The organism is Paenibacillus sp. PCH8 (genome assembly GCF_002968835.1).
In the GTDB taxonomy this organism is placed as follows: domain Bacteria; phylum Bacillota; class Bacilli; order Paenibacillales; family Paenibacillaceae; genus Paenibacillus.
In genome coordinates this window covers 1-16,987 of the sequence record NZ_PKQK01000004.1, presented here as the reverse complement: position 1 = coordinate 16,987, position 16,987 = coordinate 1, and the positions used below count along the sequence as shown (strand labels likewise).

13 protein-coding genes are annotated in these 16,987 nt (G+C 42.8%); all 13 read right to left on the bottom strand.

Features of this window, described 5'->3' with window-relative positions; genetic code table 11:
* Nucleotides 1-158: 158 nt before the first annotated feature.
* The 13 genes from C0Q44_RS21805 to C0Q44_RS21745 all read right to left on the bottom strand — a co-directional run bounded on the left by C0Q44_RS21805 (nucleotide 159) and on the right by C0Q44_RS21745 (nucleotide 16,808).
* The gene (locus tag C0Q44_RS21805; RefSeq protein WP_105409350.1) at nucleotides 159-713 is read right to left on the bottom strand and encodes a glutathione peroxidase; all 555 of its coding nucleotides are present in this window, start codon (nucleotides 711-713) and stop codon (nucleotides 159-161) included.
* A gap of 213 nt (nucleotides 714-926) precedes the next feature.
* Complete coding sequence (locus C0Q44_RS21800) at nucleotides 927-1,652, bottom strand: LutC/YkgG family protein (protein ID WP_105409349.1); 726 nt, start codon at nucleotides 1,650-1,652, stop codon at nucleotides 927-929.
* Nucleotides 1,642-3,159 (bottom strand): LutB/LldF family L-lactate oxidation iron-sulfur protein, encoded by a 1,518-nt coding sequence (locus tag C0Q44_RS21795; RefSeq protein ID WP_105409348.1) that lies wholly within the window; start codon nucleotides 3,157-3,159, stop codon nucleotides 1,642-1,644. The genes C0Q44_RS21800 and C0Q44_RS21795 overlap by 11 nt, the downstream gene beginning before the upstream one ends.
* Entirely contained in the window at nucleotides 3,156-3,884 is a 729-nt protein-coding gene (locus C0Q44_RS21790) for a (Fe-S)-binding protein (RefSeq protein ID WP_105409347.1), read from the bottom strand. The genes C0Q44_RS21795 and C0Q44_RS21790 overlap by 4 nt, the downstream gene beginning before the upstream one ends.
* 271 nt (nucleotides 3,885-4,155) lie before the next feature.
* Nucleotides 4,156-4,917 (bottom strand): DeoR/GlpR family DNA-binding transcription regulator, encoded by a 762-nt coding sequence (locus C0Q44_RS21785; protein ID WP_105409346.1) that lies wholly within the window; start codon nucleotides 4,915-4,917, stop codon nucleotides 4,156-4,158.
* 1 nt (nucleotide 4,918) lies between these two features.
* Nucleotides 4,919-6,412 carry a rhamnulokinase gene (locus C0Q44_RS21780; RefSeq protein WP_105409730.1) on the bottom strand — a complete coding sequence of 498 codons (1,494 nt, stop codon included), beginning with the start codon at nucleotides 6,410-6,412 and terminating at the stop codon, nucleotides 4,919-4,921.
* Nucleotides 6,413-6,646: 234 nt separating this feature from the next.
* Complete coding sequence (locus C0Q44_RS21775) at nucleotides 6,647-7,147, bottom strand: DUF2500 domain-containing protein (RefSeq protein ID WP_258166490.1); 501 nt, start codon at nucleotides 7,145-7,147, stop codon at nucleotides 6,647-6,649.
* A gap of 123 nt (nucleotides 7,148-7,270) precedes the next feature.
* Complete coding sequence (pepF, locus tag C0Q44_RS21770; protein ID WP_105409345.1) at nucleotides 7,271-9,073, bottom strand: oligoendopeptidase F; 1,803 nt, start codon at nucleotides 9,071-9,073, stop codon at nucleotides 7,271-7,273.
* Between the two features lie 270 nt (nucleotides 9,074-9,343).
* Complete coding sequence (locus C0Q44_RS21765) at nucleotides 9,344-9,703, bottom strand: winged helix-turn-helix transcriptional regulator (RefSeq protein WP_105409344.1); 360 nt, start codon at nucleotides 9,701-9,703, stop codon at nucleotides 9,344-9,346.
* A 299-nt stretch (nucleotides 9,704-10,002) separates the two neighbouring features.
* Complete coding sequence (gene hxlB, locus C0Q44_RS21760) at nucleotides 10,003-10,566, bottom strand: 6-phospho-3-hexuloisomerase (RefSeq protein ID WP_105409343.1); 564 nt, start codon at nucleotides 10,564-10,566, stop codon at nucleotides 10,003-10,005.
* Nucleotides 10,567-10,570: 4 nt separating this feature from the next.
* On the bottom strand, nucleotides 10,571-11,203 hold the full coding sequence (hxlA, locus tag C0Q44_RS21755; RefSeq protein WP_105409342.1) for a 3-hexulose-6-phosphate synthase: 633 nt from the start codon (nucleotides 11,201-11,203) through the stop codon (nucleotides 10,571-10,573).
* Nucleotides 11,204-11,578: 375 nt separating this feature from the next.
* Nucleotides 11,579-13,294: a restriction endonuclease gene (locus tag C0Q44_RS21750; RefSeq protein ID WP_258166489.1), complete on the bottom strand. Its 1,716-nt coding sequence runs from the start codon at nucleotides 13,292-13,294 to the stop codon at nucleotides 11,579-11,581.
* Nucleotides 13,257-16,808 (bottom strand): nSTAND3 domain-containing NTPase, encoded by a 3,552-nt coding sequence (locus C0Q44_RS21745; RefSeq protein WP_105409340.1) that lies wholly within the window; start codon nucleotides 16,806-16,808, stop codon nucleotides 13,257-13,259. The genes C0Q44_RS21750 and C0Q44_RS21745 overlap by 38 nt, the downstream gene beginning before the upstream one ends.
* Nucleotides 16,809-16,987 lie beyond the last annotated feature (179 nt).

Sequence of the window (16,987 nt, the reverse complement as noted above, 5' to 3'; positions counted from 1 at the left end):
AAAATCACTGACAGAACCAACTGACCGAAATGGTACATTGGTCATTTTAGACTAAAAAAAAGGGATGACTTCGTTATCTTCTTTTACCATAACATTTCCAGTTCTAATCTTCAACAGTCCCAAAGTCATAGGACTTCAGGACAGTAATTGCAGCATATCTAGGAATTCTTCAACAGATTGAGAATAGCTGACTCCATCTCTAACGGGGCAACTGTCGTTTCATAACGGCCATGGACGTCTCCACTACGGTCGATCAGGAATTTGGTGAAATTCCATTTGATCCCGTCTCCTTGGTACAATTCTGGATACTTTTCCTTAACAAAGGTGTCCATCCACTGTCCTTCTTGCGTGTCCAGATCATAACCTTGAAATGGCTCTTTTTTAATCAGATAACGAAACAACGGATGCAATGACTGCCCAACGACCTCAACCTTCTCCAGGATCGGAAAGGATATCTGAAATTGATTTCTGCAATACTCTGCAACCTCAGTGCTATTGCCAGGTTCTTTCTCGTTAAACTGGTTGCAAGGGAACGCCAGAATCTCCAGTCCTTGTTCACCATATTTCTCATACATCTGCTGAAGTTCATTGAATTGACGAGAGTAGCTACACTGGCTTGCTGTGTTCACAATCAGCAGGACTTTCCCCTTTAAAGCTGAAAAATCACCCTTGTGCCCATCCATGAATGGAACCTGATAAGAAAATATACTCATCGTAACGCCTCCTTATTCTTCATTCGTAATCACATATGAATTCTCTGATGAGATGAATTATACACTGTTATCATTGATAGGTTAAATATATAATAAATATTAATTTAATAGCTTTAACCTATAAAAGATCAACAAAAAACTGCCCTTAGCAGCCAAAAGCTGCTTCTCGGACAGTTCTCAGAATTATGTTGTGCAATCACTCTAAACACGCAGCTAACCCATAATCAGACCATATACAATACCTGGTCCATGTACCCCAATGGTTAAATCATTTTCAATATCAGAAGATCGGCTTGGGCCTGAAATAAAGTGGATACCTGCCGGAAGATTCTCTCTTCCCGCTTCGTCAAACCGATCCAGCGTCTCACCCAGTCGGGTGTGTAGTCGGTCTAATGGAATAATAATGATGAGTACCGTAGGCAGCAGACTGACCGAACGACCCTTTTCCCGTGAAGAAAGTACGGTGACCGAGCCTGTATATGCTGTTGCATAATCCGCCATGACCACACCGATATCAGCTTCGGCTGCCCGAGCTTTCCAGTTCTCACTCGCTTCGCTATTCCAGACCGAGATCTGTACTTCGGGAAGTTGCCCTTCCAAACCAAGATCGTCCAATGCCTGTTCATTCTGGCGTATGAGATATTTCGCACTCAGTTCATGAGATTTGTTAACTATGAATTGAGATGCTTCTTCCAGGTTCTGAACTCGAGCAATGTGGGCGCCTACACTCACAAAGTTATCGGTAAATGCTTGAATACGCTGCCCTTCATCCCATTCCAGTTCTGTCCAGAAATCAGGTGCTCCCCGGAAGGGTTGGGTGGGCGCATGGCGCTGCCTTGGCCTTCTCAATTTGGATGCAATGTCATCCATGAACCGCTCCTGCTTCTCCAGGGACTTTCTCTCCAACTGTGCGAGCCATTGCTCATGTTCAGTGACCACGCTTACCCTCCCCTTCCTCTCGTTTACGAACAATCTGCTCCATGCGGCTGCGAACGGAAGAATCCATAGCCGGATGGTCCTGATTCAGTTCCTGATTGAGCTTCTTCCATTGCTGACGAAAGGATTGCTTGGCCAGACTTGGAGCAACCCGATAATTGTTCCAGCCTTTGAGTGGACCCAGTCTGAGTGAAATACCGTTGTTACGTACAATCGCTTTCTGGCCGATCTGTCCCAAACGTATAGCTGCGCTGAAACGCTTGGAATTCGCCACAACAGCTGCAAAACCCTTCATGCCCAAGCTTTCCATTTTGTCGCCATGTCCATCTTCCACCTTGCGTCTGCGTAAATAAACGAGCATATCATGCAGCGGAATTTTGACCGGACACGCTTCATAACAGGCTCCGCATAGACTTGATGCGCCGGCAATATCATTCCATTCATCAATATTGCCATTGAGTGCAGGTGTCAGTACCGCGCCAATCGGACCACTATAAGTTCCACCATAGGCATGGCCTCCAATATGACGATATACCGGGCAAGCATTCAGACACGCGCCGCAGCGAATACAATTCAGCAACTCCTGGAACTCGGGATCACCTAGTTGAAGGGATCGACCATTGTCCACGATAATAATGTGCATTTCGTCTGGTCCGTCTGCATCTGCTGTACGACGAGGCCCTGTAATGCCTGACATATACATCGTTAATTTCTGGCCTGTTGCGGAGCGTGGCAAAAGGGTTGCCATAACTTCCAAGTCGGCCCATGACGGGATGATCCGCTCCATGCCCATCAATGTAATTTGCGTTTTGGGAACCGTGGAGACCATACGGGCATTACCTTCATTTTCGAACAGTACCATCGAACCTGTCTCGGCAATTGCAAAATTGCAGCCCGTCATGCCGATATCGGCTTCCAGGAATTTCTCGCGAAGCTTTTTGCGGACAAATCCAGCAAGTACAGTGGTGTCCGGTTCCAGGACTTCACCCGCTTCCTTGGATAACAGCTCTGCAATCTGGTAGCGGTTCTTATGGATGGCAGGAATGACGATATGCGATGGGGCTTCACCTGCCAATTGAATGATGTATTCACCGAGATCGGTCTCGATGGCTTCAATGCCCGCCGACTCCAGCACCTGATTCAGATGTACTTCCTCCGACACCATCGATTTGGACTTCACCACCGTAGAAGCTTGCTTGTGAGCCACAATATCCAGCGCAATCGCCGCTGCTTCCACCGATGTATCTGCAAAATGAATATGAACCCCATTCGCACGGGCGTTATTGACGAATTCATTCAGATAATAATCAAGATACGCAATGGTATGTAGACGAATCTGCCGCCCACGTTCCCGCCATTCGTCCCAGTTTCCATGCTCTTCCGAGGCAGACTTCTTTCCATTACGCAATCGTTCTGTCGTAAATTTCACGGCTTTGCGCAGAAAATCATCGTTTAAGGCCAGTTCAGCACGTTCTCTGACCGTCTTGTCCATGACTCCCGGTTGGCTCATCCTGTTCGCACCCCCTCATACAGTAACTCTGCCAAATGCATGACACGCACCGGTTCATTTCGATATCGCAGATTGCCTGCGATATTCATCAGACAGGCCATGTCCAGCCCCACCAGCACTTCGGCTTGCGTCTCTTTGACATGATCGACCTTCTCTGTCACCATTGCTCCTGAAATATCGGACATTTTGATGGCAAACGTTCCACCGAACCCGCAGCAATCCTCAGCGAACGGCAGCGGAATTAATTCAAGTCCTTTTACCGCCGAGAGCAGAGCCATTGGCTCATCCTTCACACCCAGCAGACGGCTGCCATGGCAGGAGGGGTGATAGGTTACTTTATGCGGAAAATGCGCACCCAGATCGGTTATCCCGAGTACCTGAACGAGGAATTGAGTAAATTCATAGGCTTTGGCTTCCAATCGTTTCGCCTTCTCCAACCATATTGGTTCGTCGGCAAACAGTTCGGGATAATGATGAATCATATACGTACACGATCCGGAAGGACAGACGACAAAATCACTGTCATCAAATGCTTCAAGAATGGTCTTGGCCGCTACCCGGGTCTCATCCCAATATCCGCTATTGTAGGAGGGCTGACCGCAGCAGGTCTGAACTGGCGGAAAATCCAGCCGAACGCCGTGAGCGGCGAGCAATCTGACCATGGCCTCTCCCACTCGTGGATAGATGGCGTCGCTGAGGCAGGTAATAAATAAGGAGACCTTCATAATTACACGCTCCTATTAACTGTTTAGTAGATGAATTGACTAAAGAATATTTACACTGGGCAATCCGATGACAGAATAACCTTCCGATCGCTGTTATCCCCAGATTTTTCAATGTACTTTTTAAAGGGTAAAATCCGGGGATAAAGGCGCAGTATATGCTTCCGATGCAGTTTTCTTTCAGAAAGCTTTAGCTTCGCTTCTTCAAGTTATTTCTGTCCTCTCCGTTTCGTGTAAATGTTTAGTTCAATTTATATAAATAAATTCTAAAAGCTTAAACCGTGATGATTCCTATATCATATCCACTCAACCGACCTGCCTGTTCATCGTCCAGTGGTTGGTCTGTAATAATCGTATGAACTGCATGCAATCCGGTTACCCGGGCAAAAGCACGAACACCAAATTTACTGGCATCGGCGAGCAAAAAAACCTGATCGGCTATGCTGACCATCTTCTGTTTCAGCCTGGCCTGAAGTTCATTGGATTCACTGATTCCACCACCCTCAAGGTGCACACCCTTGCAGGACAAGAATAATTTATCCACATGATACGTCTCCAGAGAACGCTCTGCGAGCGGCCCAACAAAAGACAACGAGCGAGGTGCTAGCTGGCCCCCTGTTGAAATGACCTCAACCTTGTCACGACTGCTAAGTTCCGTGGCTACCTGAATGGAATTGGTCAACACCGTCAGCGGAAAATCTGGCATATTCGCTGCCATATAGCCTGCCGTTGTGCTGGCATCCAACAGAATGCGATCACCCGGATTAATCATCGTCAGAGCCGCTTGTGCAATGCGTTTCTTCTCTTCCGCATGGGTTGTCTCCCTGATCCGGTAAGGGATCTCCGGCTGATCTTCCTTCACACTCACTGCCCCGCCGTGAGAACGACGCAGTCGTCCTGCCTCTTCCAACCGATCCAGATCCCGCCGTATGGTTTCCTCCGTCACACGGCAGCGTTCACTCAGCTCAGATACACGCATACTGCCTTTTACATTCACCATCTCCACAATCCGGTCATACCGCTCGGCTGCCAGCATATCAGACCTCACTCCCCGCTTGTGAATTGGATGAGCCCGTCACACGCAAAAATCTGCCGTAAGCCTCTTCCCAGATTGTCCTGTCCTGCGGCTCATATACAGTAACCGGAAACGAATCACGAATGGTCTTGCGGGCTTCCCAGATATCCTTGAAGGCTCCGCTTGCCATCCATTGAACCGCCATATTTCCAATTGCACTTCCTTCTGCCGGACCAGCCCATACTGGTCTGCCAATGGAATTCGCAGTCCACTGACATAACAGGTGATTCTGGATACCGCCACCGACCATATGCAAGCCGTTGAACGTCTGCCCTGACAATTGTTCCGTCCATTCCAGAACTCTTCTATACTTCAATGTAAGACTCTCCAGAATTGCCCGGGCAATAGCTCCCTGATCCTGTGGAACTACTTGGCCGGTATCACGACAATACTGACGGATACGTGTAGTCATGTCCCCTGCTGGCATGAACAGCACATCATCCGGATCAAACAGACTCGCAAATGGAGGTGCCTGTTCTGCCTTCGCTAATAATTCAGCGTAACTCATCCCCTGCCCTTGGCGTTCCCATTCTCTCATGCTTTCCTGCAGAATCCACAGACCCATGATGTTCTTGAGCAGACGGAATGTTCCGCCCGCTCCGCCTTCATTCGTAAAGTTCAGGGCCAGACTCTCGGCGGTAATGGCCGGATGATCAATCTCGGTACCCATCAGGGACCAGGTTCCACAGCTCAGGTAAGCAAATGAACGTTCCGTTGCAGGAACGGCTACAACCGCTGAACCCGTATCATGCTCCGCAACGGCGATTACGGGAACCGGGGAAAGACCCAGATCGGTACAGATACTGCTGCGCAACTGTCCAACACGCGTACCTGGCATCACCGCTTCACCGAAGAGTTTCTCCGAAATGCGAATATGCGCCAGCAACTCACTGTCCCACTGACTCGCCAATGGATTGTATAATTGCGTTGTCGTTGCATTGGTGAACTCATTCACTGCTTCTCCCGTCAAGAAATAACGAAGCAAGTCCGGAATCATGAGAAAACGCTCTGCTTCATGAAGTAGCGGGGAACCGCTGCGTTGGAGTGTTGCCAATTGATACAGCGTATTGAAGCCAAGAAACTGAATTCCTGTACGTTCGAAAATCCGCTGAGAGGTCAGCTCTTGGCGTACCTGATCCATCATGCCATTAAACTGGGTATCACGGTAATGATACGGGTTACCCAGCAATTCACCATGACTTCCGAGCAGGCCAAAATCAACACCCCAGGAATCGATCCCCAAACTCTCCGGCTTTTCACCCCGTTGGTTCACAAGCGTAAGCCCTTGCAACACCTCATGATGCAGTCGAAGAATATCCCAGTGCATCCGCTCGCCAACGTTCACCGGTTCATTCTTGAATCGATGAATCTCACACGTTTCGATCCCACGATCATTCAGATGTCCCAGCAGTGCTCTCCCGCTCCCCGCGCCCAAATCATAAGCCAGTACACTCACCACATTTCACCAACCTTTCGAACCCATGCTATTTTCCAAACTGTATCTCTTGAGTCAGTCCGTAACTCTGTATTTTATAGTGTATTTATTGTTTGTTTATTTTTGTTTAATACTGTTTAACTTTATTTTATGAGTATATCATCAATGTAAGCGTTTGAATACCCTTTGATTCCGCTCTCTTTGTCCATACCAAAAACGACTCTCTCCCCGTGGGAGGAGCCGTTTCACTCATTTTCACATATGAAATTGGCCGTTGCGCACACTCGACTGGGGCTGTACATCTCTCTCAAATTGCTTGAAGCGTGTCCCTTGATACGTCAGCATGCCCCGATCATTCTCCACCAGCATACCGTAATGGTTTCCGCCAACAATTAGTTCAACGCGCTCTCCATTGTCTAGTTCAAAGGTAGCATAATATCGGGTCGTCGCACTGCTATCTCCGCTTCCACCCGTGACTTTCGTACGTTTCGCCACCACGGTTGAATGCAAGGTCAACAAAGCTGCCGCGTTATTCGATGACCATGTCCGTACCCCTGAGATAATGGCATATACAATCACACCCGCAACGATAAGAAATACGGCACCAATAAAAATCGAAACAAACGCACCCATGGCACCAAACTCATTCAATCCTGAAAAAAAACCACCCTGCACTCCCTCAAATCCCGGTACTCCATTCATGTCGTCAAATACGCCGAAGCCGTCCACGCTTAATTGGCCGATCGTTGAGGACATACTCGTTAACGCCATTCATCATCGTTCCTTTCCCCTTGCAAAATAAGATGCACCGCCCCACTCAAGGAGGGCGGTGCATGCAGACAACCCGTTCTACCTTGTCCGTATACTATATGAACCGGATCAGGAATACAGACGTTCAAGTTCGTCGACCAGACTACCGACATAAGCAACCGCAGAACGAATCGGCTCCGGTCCCGACATATCCACCCCTGCCAGCTTCATCAGTTCTTGCGGCGTGAGACTTCCACCCGACTTGAGTGCATCAAGCCAGCGATCCACCGCAGGCTGCCCTTCTTCGCGAATCTGCTGCGCAGCTGCTGTGGAAGCCGTCAAACCTGCTGCATAGGTATATGGATACAGCCCCATATAATAATGAGGTTGTCTCATCCAGGTAAGTTTGGCCCCTTCATCAATCACCAGTTCAGGTCCCCAGAATTCAGAGAGGATGTCTCCTTTGAGCTGACTTAACGTGTTCGCCGTAATGGGTTCGTCGTTCGTTGCCCGTGCATACACCCTGCGCTGCAATTCGCCTTCGAGCAGATGGGTAACGAAGTTGTGATAATACGTATTTAGCAGTTGCAAAATGACCCAACGACGCATTCTCGGATTATCGGAACGCTTTAACAAATGATCAGCCAGCAGCATTTCATTCATGGTTGATGGTGCTTCAATGAAGTAGAGAGACGGCCGTGTATTCGTGAGCCGCTGGTAACGACCTGCAAGCATGAAATGGCCTGCATGTCCCACTTCATGAGCAAGCGTAAACGCTCCGCGCATGTTATTCGCCCATGAGATCAGAATATAGGAGTGTGAACCATAGATGGAGGAACAGAATGCCCCCGTGGATTTGCCTGCATTATCCGCATAATCCACCCAGCGCTCACTGAATGCGCGCTCCACAATCTCGCCATACTCTGGTCCAAGCACATCAAGTGCTTCACGAATGAGTATGCACGCCTCATCATATGTAATGGTTGGGCTAAATTCAGGATCAAGCGGAGCTTTCAGGTCACAGAACATCAGCTTATCCAGACCCAGTTCACGTTTCTTCAGGGCCGCAAGTCTGCGCATATGAGGTGCAAGTTCCTGCTGGATAATATCCAGGACATTGTTGTACATCTCTTTGCTCACCTGCTGTGGACTGAGCAGCATATCTGTGACATCGTCGTACCCGCGAAGCCTGAACAGAACGACCTGTTTCTTCACTTCGGTCGCGTAACCCTCTGCGAATGTATTTTTGTAATCATTCAATGTGGAGCTAAACGCAGCATAAGCAGAGCGCCGTAGCTTCGTATCGGACGACATCTCATAATTGTTCTCATAAAAGGACCAGGACAGTGGACGAGTATTGTCCTCTCCATCGAGAGCATCGTCAAACGTCATGTCTGCCAGTTTACCGCGCAGATAGATTCGGTATGGCGAATCCAGTACCTCTCCGAGTGAAGCGAGCACCTTCTCGGTCTCGGGCGTAAGCCGATGTGCCTTTTCTCGAAGCAACCGCTCCAAACTCCGCGCATACGGTTCCAGTCCCGGAAGCTCTTGAATATAACGCTCTACAGTTCCATTCGGAAGTTCAACGATCTCCGAATGGACAAAAGACAAGGACGACGACAGATTCGATAGGATATCTCCTGCTTTGGCTGAATTCTCTACATTCACCGGATTGGTGCTGTCCTCAGACTGCTTCAGCCGGGCGTAAGAAGCCGCTTTGCTGATACGCTCCTGCAACGCTTCACGAGCATCCAGACAAGCCAGTAACTGCTCAGCGCCTTCACCCAAATGTCCTTTGAACGTCTCGATATAAGCCGCAGCCTCTGGAAGTGATTGAAGCTCCTGCTCCCACTCCACATCGGTTGCAAATAAATCTCTCAGATTCCAGGTTGTTTCCGGGTTTACCTCAGCGCGTGTACGTATTTTTTCCATCTTTCGTTGTCATCCTCCTTGCATTTTCCAATATCTCTCATCGTATCATATTACGCTTATCTATACATAGCATCTGCGAATAATTAGACTTATGGTATAGATTTATGGTCGAGCTGACAAATTAGTTTATCCGTATCACTCCGATGACAGAATAGCCTTCTACGTTTCGTATAAACTTTTGCTCATGTGACCATGGTTTGAAAGTAACTTAAAAACCGCCGGTAATGGAAGAATCCATTTATCCGGCGGTTCATTGTAGATCTTACTTATTTAGCTTTCTTTCCAGATTACGTTTTCACCGTAATTTTTGCCCCAGTTATACATTGCGTGCAGGACAGGCATCAGGCTCTGGCCGTGATCCGTCAACGTATATTCCACGCGAGGAGGGACTTCAGCATATACCTTGCGTTCAACCAGCTTATCTTCCTCCAGTTCACGTAGCTGGTTAGTCAGCATCTTCTGGGTAATATGAGGGATTAGGCGTTTCAACTCACTGAAACGTTTGGTGCCTTCGAGACCCAAATGCCACAATATAATCAGTTTCCATTTGCCCCCGATCACCGCAAGGGTCAGTTCCTTCTCACAATTGATTTCTTTCAGATTAATCCGTTCCTTGACTTCGGCTGCCATGGCTCCGAGCCCCCTCATCTTCCATCTTATATCGCATATATTACGCATATCACGGGGACACTTCACACGAGGTAAGCTTTCCGCTCCATGCATGATGTAATAAGTACATTCATTCGATACAGCTTTCTATTAATTCTACTACAGCCTGGGCAAGATGCAAAGGTAGAGGACAATGACCAAGCATTCCACAATAAATAATGAACCTGTACACCACACAAAAACCGGAGCCCTTCACATTCGAAGGATTCCGGTCCTGTATCTGTTCATTCTTTCAGCTTGCTGACGCGGTTCGTGATAGACTATTCCAGGTTGGCGTGGCGGCCAAACATATCCGCTCCGGTCATACCCTTCATTTCCATCATCGTAAGGATGAGAGCATCCATGCCGATTAACAATCCCTGTTCAAACAGTGAACCCATCGGCTGAATCGTAACGTCCGCTCCCGCATTCGCTGTGTCCTCTTTGGCTGATGCCGATAACCGAACGACCGTAGTCGCTAGTTGCCCAATTGTGGACTCTGGCTTAATCGTAATCAGACCGACAGGTGCACCTGCCTGACTAGCCTTCTGAGCCATCGCTACCAGACTGCCTGTCTCTCCTGAGCCTGAGCACAATAACAGGAAGTCCTTCGAGCTGATCCCGGGTGTAACGGTCTCACCCACCACATATACACGAAGCCCCATCTGCATCAGTCTCATGGCAAAAGCCTTTCCCATAAGACCTGACCGGCCTGCCCCAGCCACAAAAATCTGTTCTGCAGCCAGAAGTTGTTCAGCCATCGCTTGCATCTCTGCATCATCGATCTGGCTTAACGTGCGTTCCAGCTCCTTCAAGATGTCCGCTGCATATTGTGTTTTGCTCATCCGCTTACCCTTGTTTAACGAGACGCTGCATTTCAGCTGCTACTGCGGCTTTGTCTGCTTGTCCTGTGATACCGCCGCCTACAATAACCAGATCCGGTTGTGCTTTGATCACTTCTGGCAATGTTTCCAGCTTGATTCCACCAGCGACAGCTGTTTTAGCATTTTTCACAGCGGCTTTGATCGTTTGCAGATCTTCGAACGGGCTTTGTCCTTCGGCTTGCAGGTCATAACCCGTGTGTACACAGATGTAATCTACGCCAAGCAAATCAACTTCACGAGCACGTTGTTCAAGGTTAGACACGTTGATCATGTCCACAAGAACTTGTTTGTTTTGTTTCTTCGCTTCTGCTACTGCACCTTTGATCGTACTGTCATTGGTTGCCCCAAGCACTGTGATCAGATCCGCACCCGCCTCGGCTGCTTTCATGATCTCGTAACCACCAGCATCCATGATTTTAAGATCTGCAAGAACTTGCAGATTAGGGAATGCTTCTTTCATCGCTTTAACCGCGTGCAACCCTTCATTAATAACGATGGGTGTACCAATCTCAACGATATCAATATATTGTTCAACCTCTTTAACCAGTGCGATACCTTCAGGGATGTTTACCAAGTCGAGTGCTAATTGCAATTTCATCATTTATTTCTCCTTTGTTGTTCAAGTATGAGTCGTTCCTGTAAAAATAATAATCAGATATTTAGCCTGCACCAATTCTTCTGTTCAGATGCATGCAGTGTTTGTTATAGCTACTCATTCATTGTAGACCCTGACTATCCATTCAGGAAGTACGCACTTTGAAGTGGGGTAGTTACTTGCACGAAACTATTGATAATTATTCGTTGTTAGGTGAATTTATTTAATCATAAAAATTTAACTAATTAATTATTTATTATTTCAGTTCTTGTTTCATTTTTTTCACGCTTTAATATTTTCTCATAAAAAAATTGCGGTTTTCGTAATTCCGAAAATAAGGTGAGGTCAACATTTCACATTGTTGCCTCTAATATTTTTCTAAAAATACAGATGGTCAGAATTTTCCCCAGTTAATCGATCAAATTGTTTTATTTTCTCATTTATAAGGTCATAAGCTCCTTTACTCTTATCTATTAGCTGTATTTCTTCTAATGTGATAGGAATAATCATTTTCCCGCCTGAAAGTTGATATTTAATTTCTTTCAAAGCAATCGATGTGAATCCTGTGCTACTAAAAATTATTGCTCCATGAATTCCTTTAGCCTCCATAGTAGGAACCAGGTTACGAATATCTGATACTGCCGTCTTATTTAATCTATTCTTGCATTCAATCAAAACTAAAGCCCCAAGCCTCCATAAACAAGAATCATATGAAATGTTACAACAATAAATGTCTACCTCCGCTCTACCTTTTTTTGCTCTAACATCCGTAATTTTAAAACCAGGTATCATGTGAATAAAAGATTGTGCCAAATTCTCAAAACTAGTTCCTTTCTCGAAAGAGCTAGACGCTCCTTCTAACCGATCTAAAGCATATCTCCAGTCTTTTTTATTTGAATAGCCAGAATTAAATATATCCTTCAAAGTGAGGCTTGAATTCTTAATTATAAACTGATGGAGTTCAGGTAAATAAGCATATCTATTACGCATCATTAATAAAATATTTTTTGATACCCCTTTTTCTTCCTTACCTTTTAAATACGATCTTACGTTTTCCAGTGTTATTCTAAGTACTTTTACATAATCGCTTATTGTAATTATTCTTTGTTCAATTTGAATATAAGGACAAATGTTTTCTGCTATATAATCATAAAAGTTCCGGTACAACAATTCAAAATCAATCCTTTTTAACTTATCTTCTTCCAACGTGGCCAAAACGTATAAAAAAACATAAAACCACTCACATACTAAATCTGAATGTTCATAATAAAATCCAAAGGAATAAATAGGATTAAGTAATATTTCTTCAACTTCTCCTGCTGTCCATTCACCTATATGCTCACTTTTTAATTTACTCAGTCCAAGTTCTAAATCCTCTTTCAACGGTAAAAACATGCCCCCCTCCAATAGTAATCCCCAATTTCCATAGCTATCAGGAAAAGAAGCCAATACCTTTCGACCAACCATATTTCGCAAAATGAAAGAGCGGATAAGACACTGATAACCTTTTAAAAACGGTCTCTCTCGGTCAATCCAGAAATTAACGGTATCTTTAACCTTTTCAAACTGATGGTCACTTGGACTAGTACTCATATAGAAAACTAATATTACTAAATCATCGCCCTCATTATGAAATATCTTAGCCTCTGGATAATAAATATTTTCATCGGTCACTAATTCTGATAAATAAAGACAGTACAGTGACTCCAAACAGTATCGTTCTGTCTCCTTCAACTCTTTATCATTTATTCTTTCCATCATCTGTTTTCTTTGCAAAAGCTGCATAAAAACATTTTTAATCCTCTTTTTCCAAGATCTCTCTACTCGAAACACCTTGTCTCGATGACCAGATATTACAAAGAGCCTTGGGTTTTTCGTATGACTAACAGCATCAGTAGGGGGCCACTCATTTGTCTGGGCTTTCAACATAAAATCATGGAACGGATAATTATAGTTATCAATGCATCGAACCACAAACTCATCACCTTGAGAAAAACCATCTAAGATAGCAAGCGATAAACCTGTAGAATTGGGGAATTTCATACGTCCTCCTAAATCAATCAACTGAAACAAATCTGCGAATTTTAGTGTCATCTAGATAAGTATCAAGACGAAACTTATATTCTGCTTCCTCTGTCTTCTTTATCTTTTTCAGTATCTGCTGGTACGAACTCATTAAAAAATTACACACTCCCAAATCTTCGAGAATCTCTAGCAGGTCTGGGTTATTAGCATGTTCTGAAAAATCAAGTAAATACTCATTTTCTTCATATCCCTGTGAATTCTGCTGTAAAATGAATTGACTCAATCTAATTAAATTTGAATGTTGCTCCTTATTTCCCACGTCATTTTCATAGTGCAGGAAAGAATCTAATTCTATCAAGTCATGTCCAACAAACTCTAGTGCTGACATTTGAATTCCATTACAGGTAGATCCATTATATTTAGGAAGAAAAGTTTCATTAGGTATTTTGAAAGAAAAGGTAAGTTCTAAAAATCTAAAAGTGTTAGCGGCCACTATCTTATTACTGATTTTTTCCAATTCCCCTGAATATTCTTTTAGGATCGGTATCAAAAAGGGGAGATTAAAATTTTGTAAATCTAACTCAGAGCACAATAGCCAAATATCATGTTCATTATCAACAAAAGGACCCTGTAAATTAAGAAATTCGTTATAAGAATCTATCTCGTCATTTTTTTTGGAAGTAAGAAAGTTATTGAGAGACAGGTAAACTTGGAACGCCAGTGTTTGAAATTCATACCACTTTCCTCTTTGAACAATAAGAGGAAAAGACAGTATAGCAGATAAATCGATCTCTCTTGTTTCCAATCTATCCTTAAAGGCTGGATGATTTTTTAGAGTTTGTTCAGAAAATATGTTCTGTCCTTTTCTCATCATATCGAACGCAAATTCAGAGAACATCTCTACGATGGAATTAATATTTTTAGTTACAGTAGTATTACTATTTTGATGAATTAAAAGGATTAATAACTTTTCATAAAATGAAGCACTCGTTAACGGTAAATGCTTCTCAAGATGATAATAAGAAAGCAAAAGGGCTAGTCTATTCCAATTACTAAAAAAAGGATATATATACCAAGGATCTTCATTCTGAAATATTTCTAATACCTCTTGTGCTTCTATTTGCGTTTGAGTGTTTTTTCGGATAAATTCTTTTATGGCATCTTCATCATTCATTTCCTCTGTCTCTCCTATAAGAGAGCCTATTTCTTTCTTGATCAATTCATCAAATCGTTGCTGTTCCTCTTCGATATTTTTAATTATAATTTTATTACTTTCAAGCATCTCAGATCGTTTCTTATTGAACTCGTCATTCTCCTCGTCAAAGAAGCCAGGGGTTTCTTTTAATTCCTTAAGGAATGCCTTACTGTAACGGAGTTTATATGTTACTAGAATCTTAGGATAAATATAATCAATTAGAAAATCTATCCGATCGTATTCCAGGTTTGAAACAAAGAAATCAATATCATCTAGTAATAACTCTTTAATATTTCTCTTTATTGTTTTATGATTTTTTTTCTTGAAATTATTATACTCTTCTTGATATATGTCTTCGAATTCATTGAGTACTAGTAGGTGTTCTGCGAATCTGGAACGTTCATAATAGTCATTTATCAAATCGTTTCCATCTAATTTAATCTTTAGTGGCTTTGCCAACTTAATTAAGTAAGGAAAAGAAACCATATCATCGTAAGATAAAGGATATTTTTCTTCATGAAGTTTGGAACATAAATACTGAATTTTATTTATTATAAATTCGTCCATTATAGGATTTTCGTTTATAGATATACTGAAAATAATATCTGTCAGTTTACTTACAATACAGTCATTAGGTTTTACAAGTACAGAAATTTGATTTTCAATAACATTACTTTTTGCGTAAGAGTATTTTAAAGTATCAAAATCAGTAATTATTCTATTGATTAATATCTTCTCTAGATTTTCGGGTAAACGTATCCTATTCTTATCAAAATAATCTTCTTCTGTGAGATCATTGATTCCACGCACTACATTTGTGACCTTAAACATGAAGAATATTTGATTGATGAACGGACTCCCCTCTATTAGAGTCTTACCATAATAATGTATATTTTTAGTTAAATAATCATGTAAAAAGTCTTTAATGGACGGATTCTGGAATTTTACTAGTATTGTTGACGTTTCCTCCTCATAATAGGTCGTGATCATCGTTTTTTCTAATTGAGCAATAACGCTGTGAAAATCGAATTCTTGAATGGTTAGATTACTTTTCCTACTTGATTCTAAGCAAGAATAGTATGAAAACTCTAAATCGGTTAATCGTATAGGTTGAGATGATAAAAACAAAATAAGGGCTGTTAGTTGACAACCTAAAGTTTGCTTCATAAAGATACTCTTCCAGAAATCTAGAGGCTCTCTCAAGTATTTTAGAAATTCTTTATAATATTCCGAGGGAGAAACATCCTCAAACAAAATTGAACCTTGATCAAGAAAAGTTTCAATAATCCTTGGATTATAATTAGGATGATCTACGATTCTCTCGTATCCATTAGCTATAACCTGAACATATTCCCATTCAAGGCGGGAAAAGTAAATGTGATTAAACAAAATTTTCGCCTTAGTCAAATTTGAGTAATCTTCCAATTGAAGAATGCATTTCCCCATATCAAAGGTTCTTTTTAGTTGTTCATTTTGATATTGGGTTTGCCCTTGCTGAAGTACGTATTCTCGGGAAGTTAAGATCAAAATTTTATTATGTGAATTTGAAATTCGATGAATAAACTTTAACAAATGTTTTTCCTCATTATGAGGAATTTTTTCATCTTTAAAGGTATCTCCCCAAAAATCATCAAAAAAGAAAACCTGCTTCTCCTGTTCTTTATACATTCTCAGTGCCGTGCTTACTGTATCTGCATAAACGAACTCATTATAGCCTTTTCGCTGTAAAAAATAAGCAGCCAAACAACGTCCCAACGTAGTCTTACCGATACCTGGCTCTCCAGAAATTAACACATACCTAAATTTTTCTAAAATATCTATAGCACGACCAAAACTAGGGTTTTGAACAAACACCTTTACCGTTCTCTCTATTTCCTTTAATTCTCCCTTTGACTCCGCGATGATATCCCGGTGAACAACTTCATCAAGAAGTGATGTAATGATATTCGTGCTACTAATCCATAATTTGTAATGAGCACGTTCAACGCTATGGTACTTCTCATTTCCTAGCAAGTTGTTCAAATCAACCCTATCTATAATGTCAGCATGTCTTGCAATCATACCTTCAAACAGATCAAGTATCTTTTGACGCTGATTTAATTCGAGTTGAACAGAAGTTACAAGAATATAACGAGATGGTGCTAAAGCCTTTGCCTTCTGTTTTTCTTGGTTTTTTAAAATATTGAACAATTGATTGTAATTATTTTGATAACATTTAACTTGGACGATAATTTTGGTATCTTCTTCCCAATAACGCAGGTCGACGCCCCCATCTTTCCCTCTACCGGAAATTTCAAAGTCAACTTCCTCCTTAATCTCAAGAATATCTCGCACCAACTCCTCGAACTCTCTTGGAGATAGGCAATTATGAAAATCATAGTTAGGCATTTCCCCACCCGCTTGCTAGTATTTTAGACAATTCATCCATAAATTAAAAAAGAAGCATACAAATCTGTGTTTTCTAGACAATATGTATCTTTTCTATCAATATAATATATAATTCTTAAATTGTAACGTTGAGTAATTTAATTTTAATCACATATTTTGGAATGTTAGTAAGAATAAAG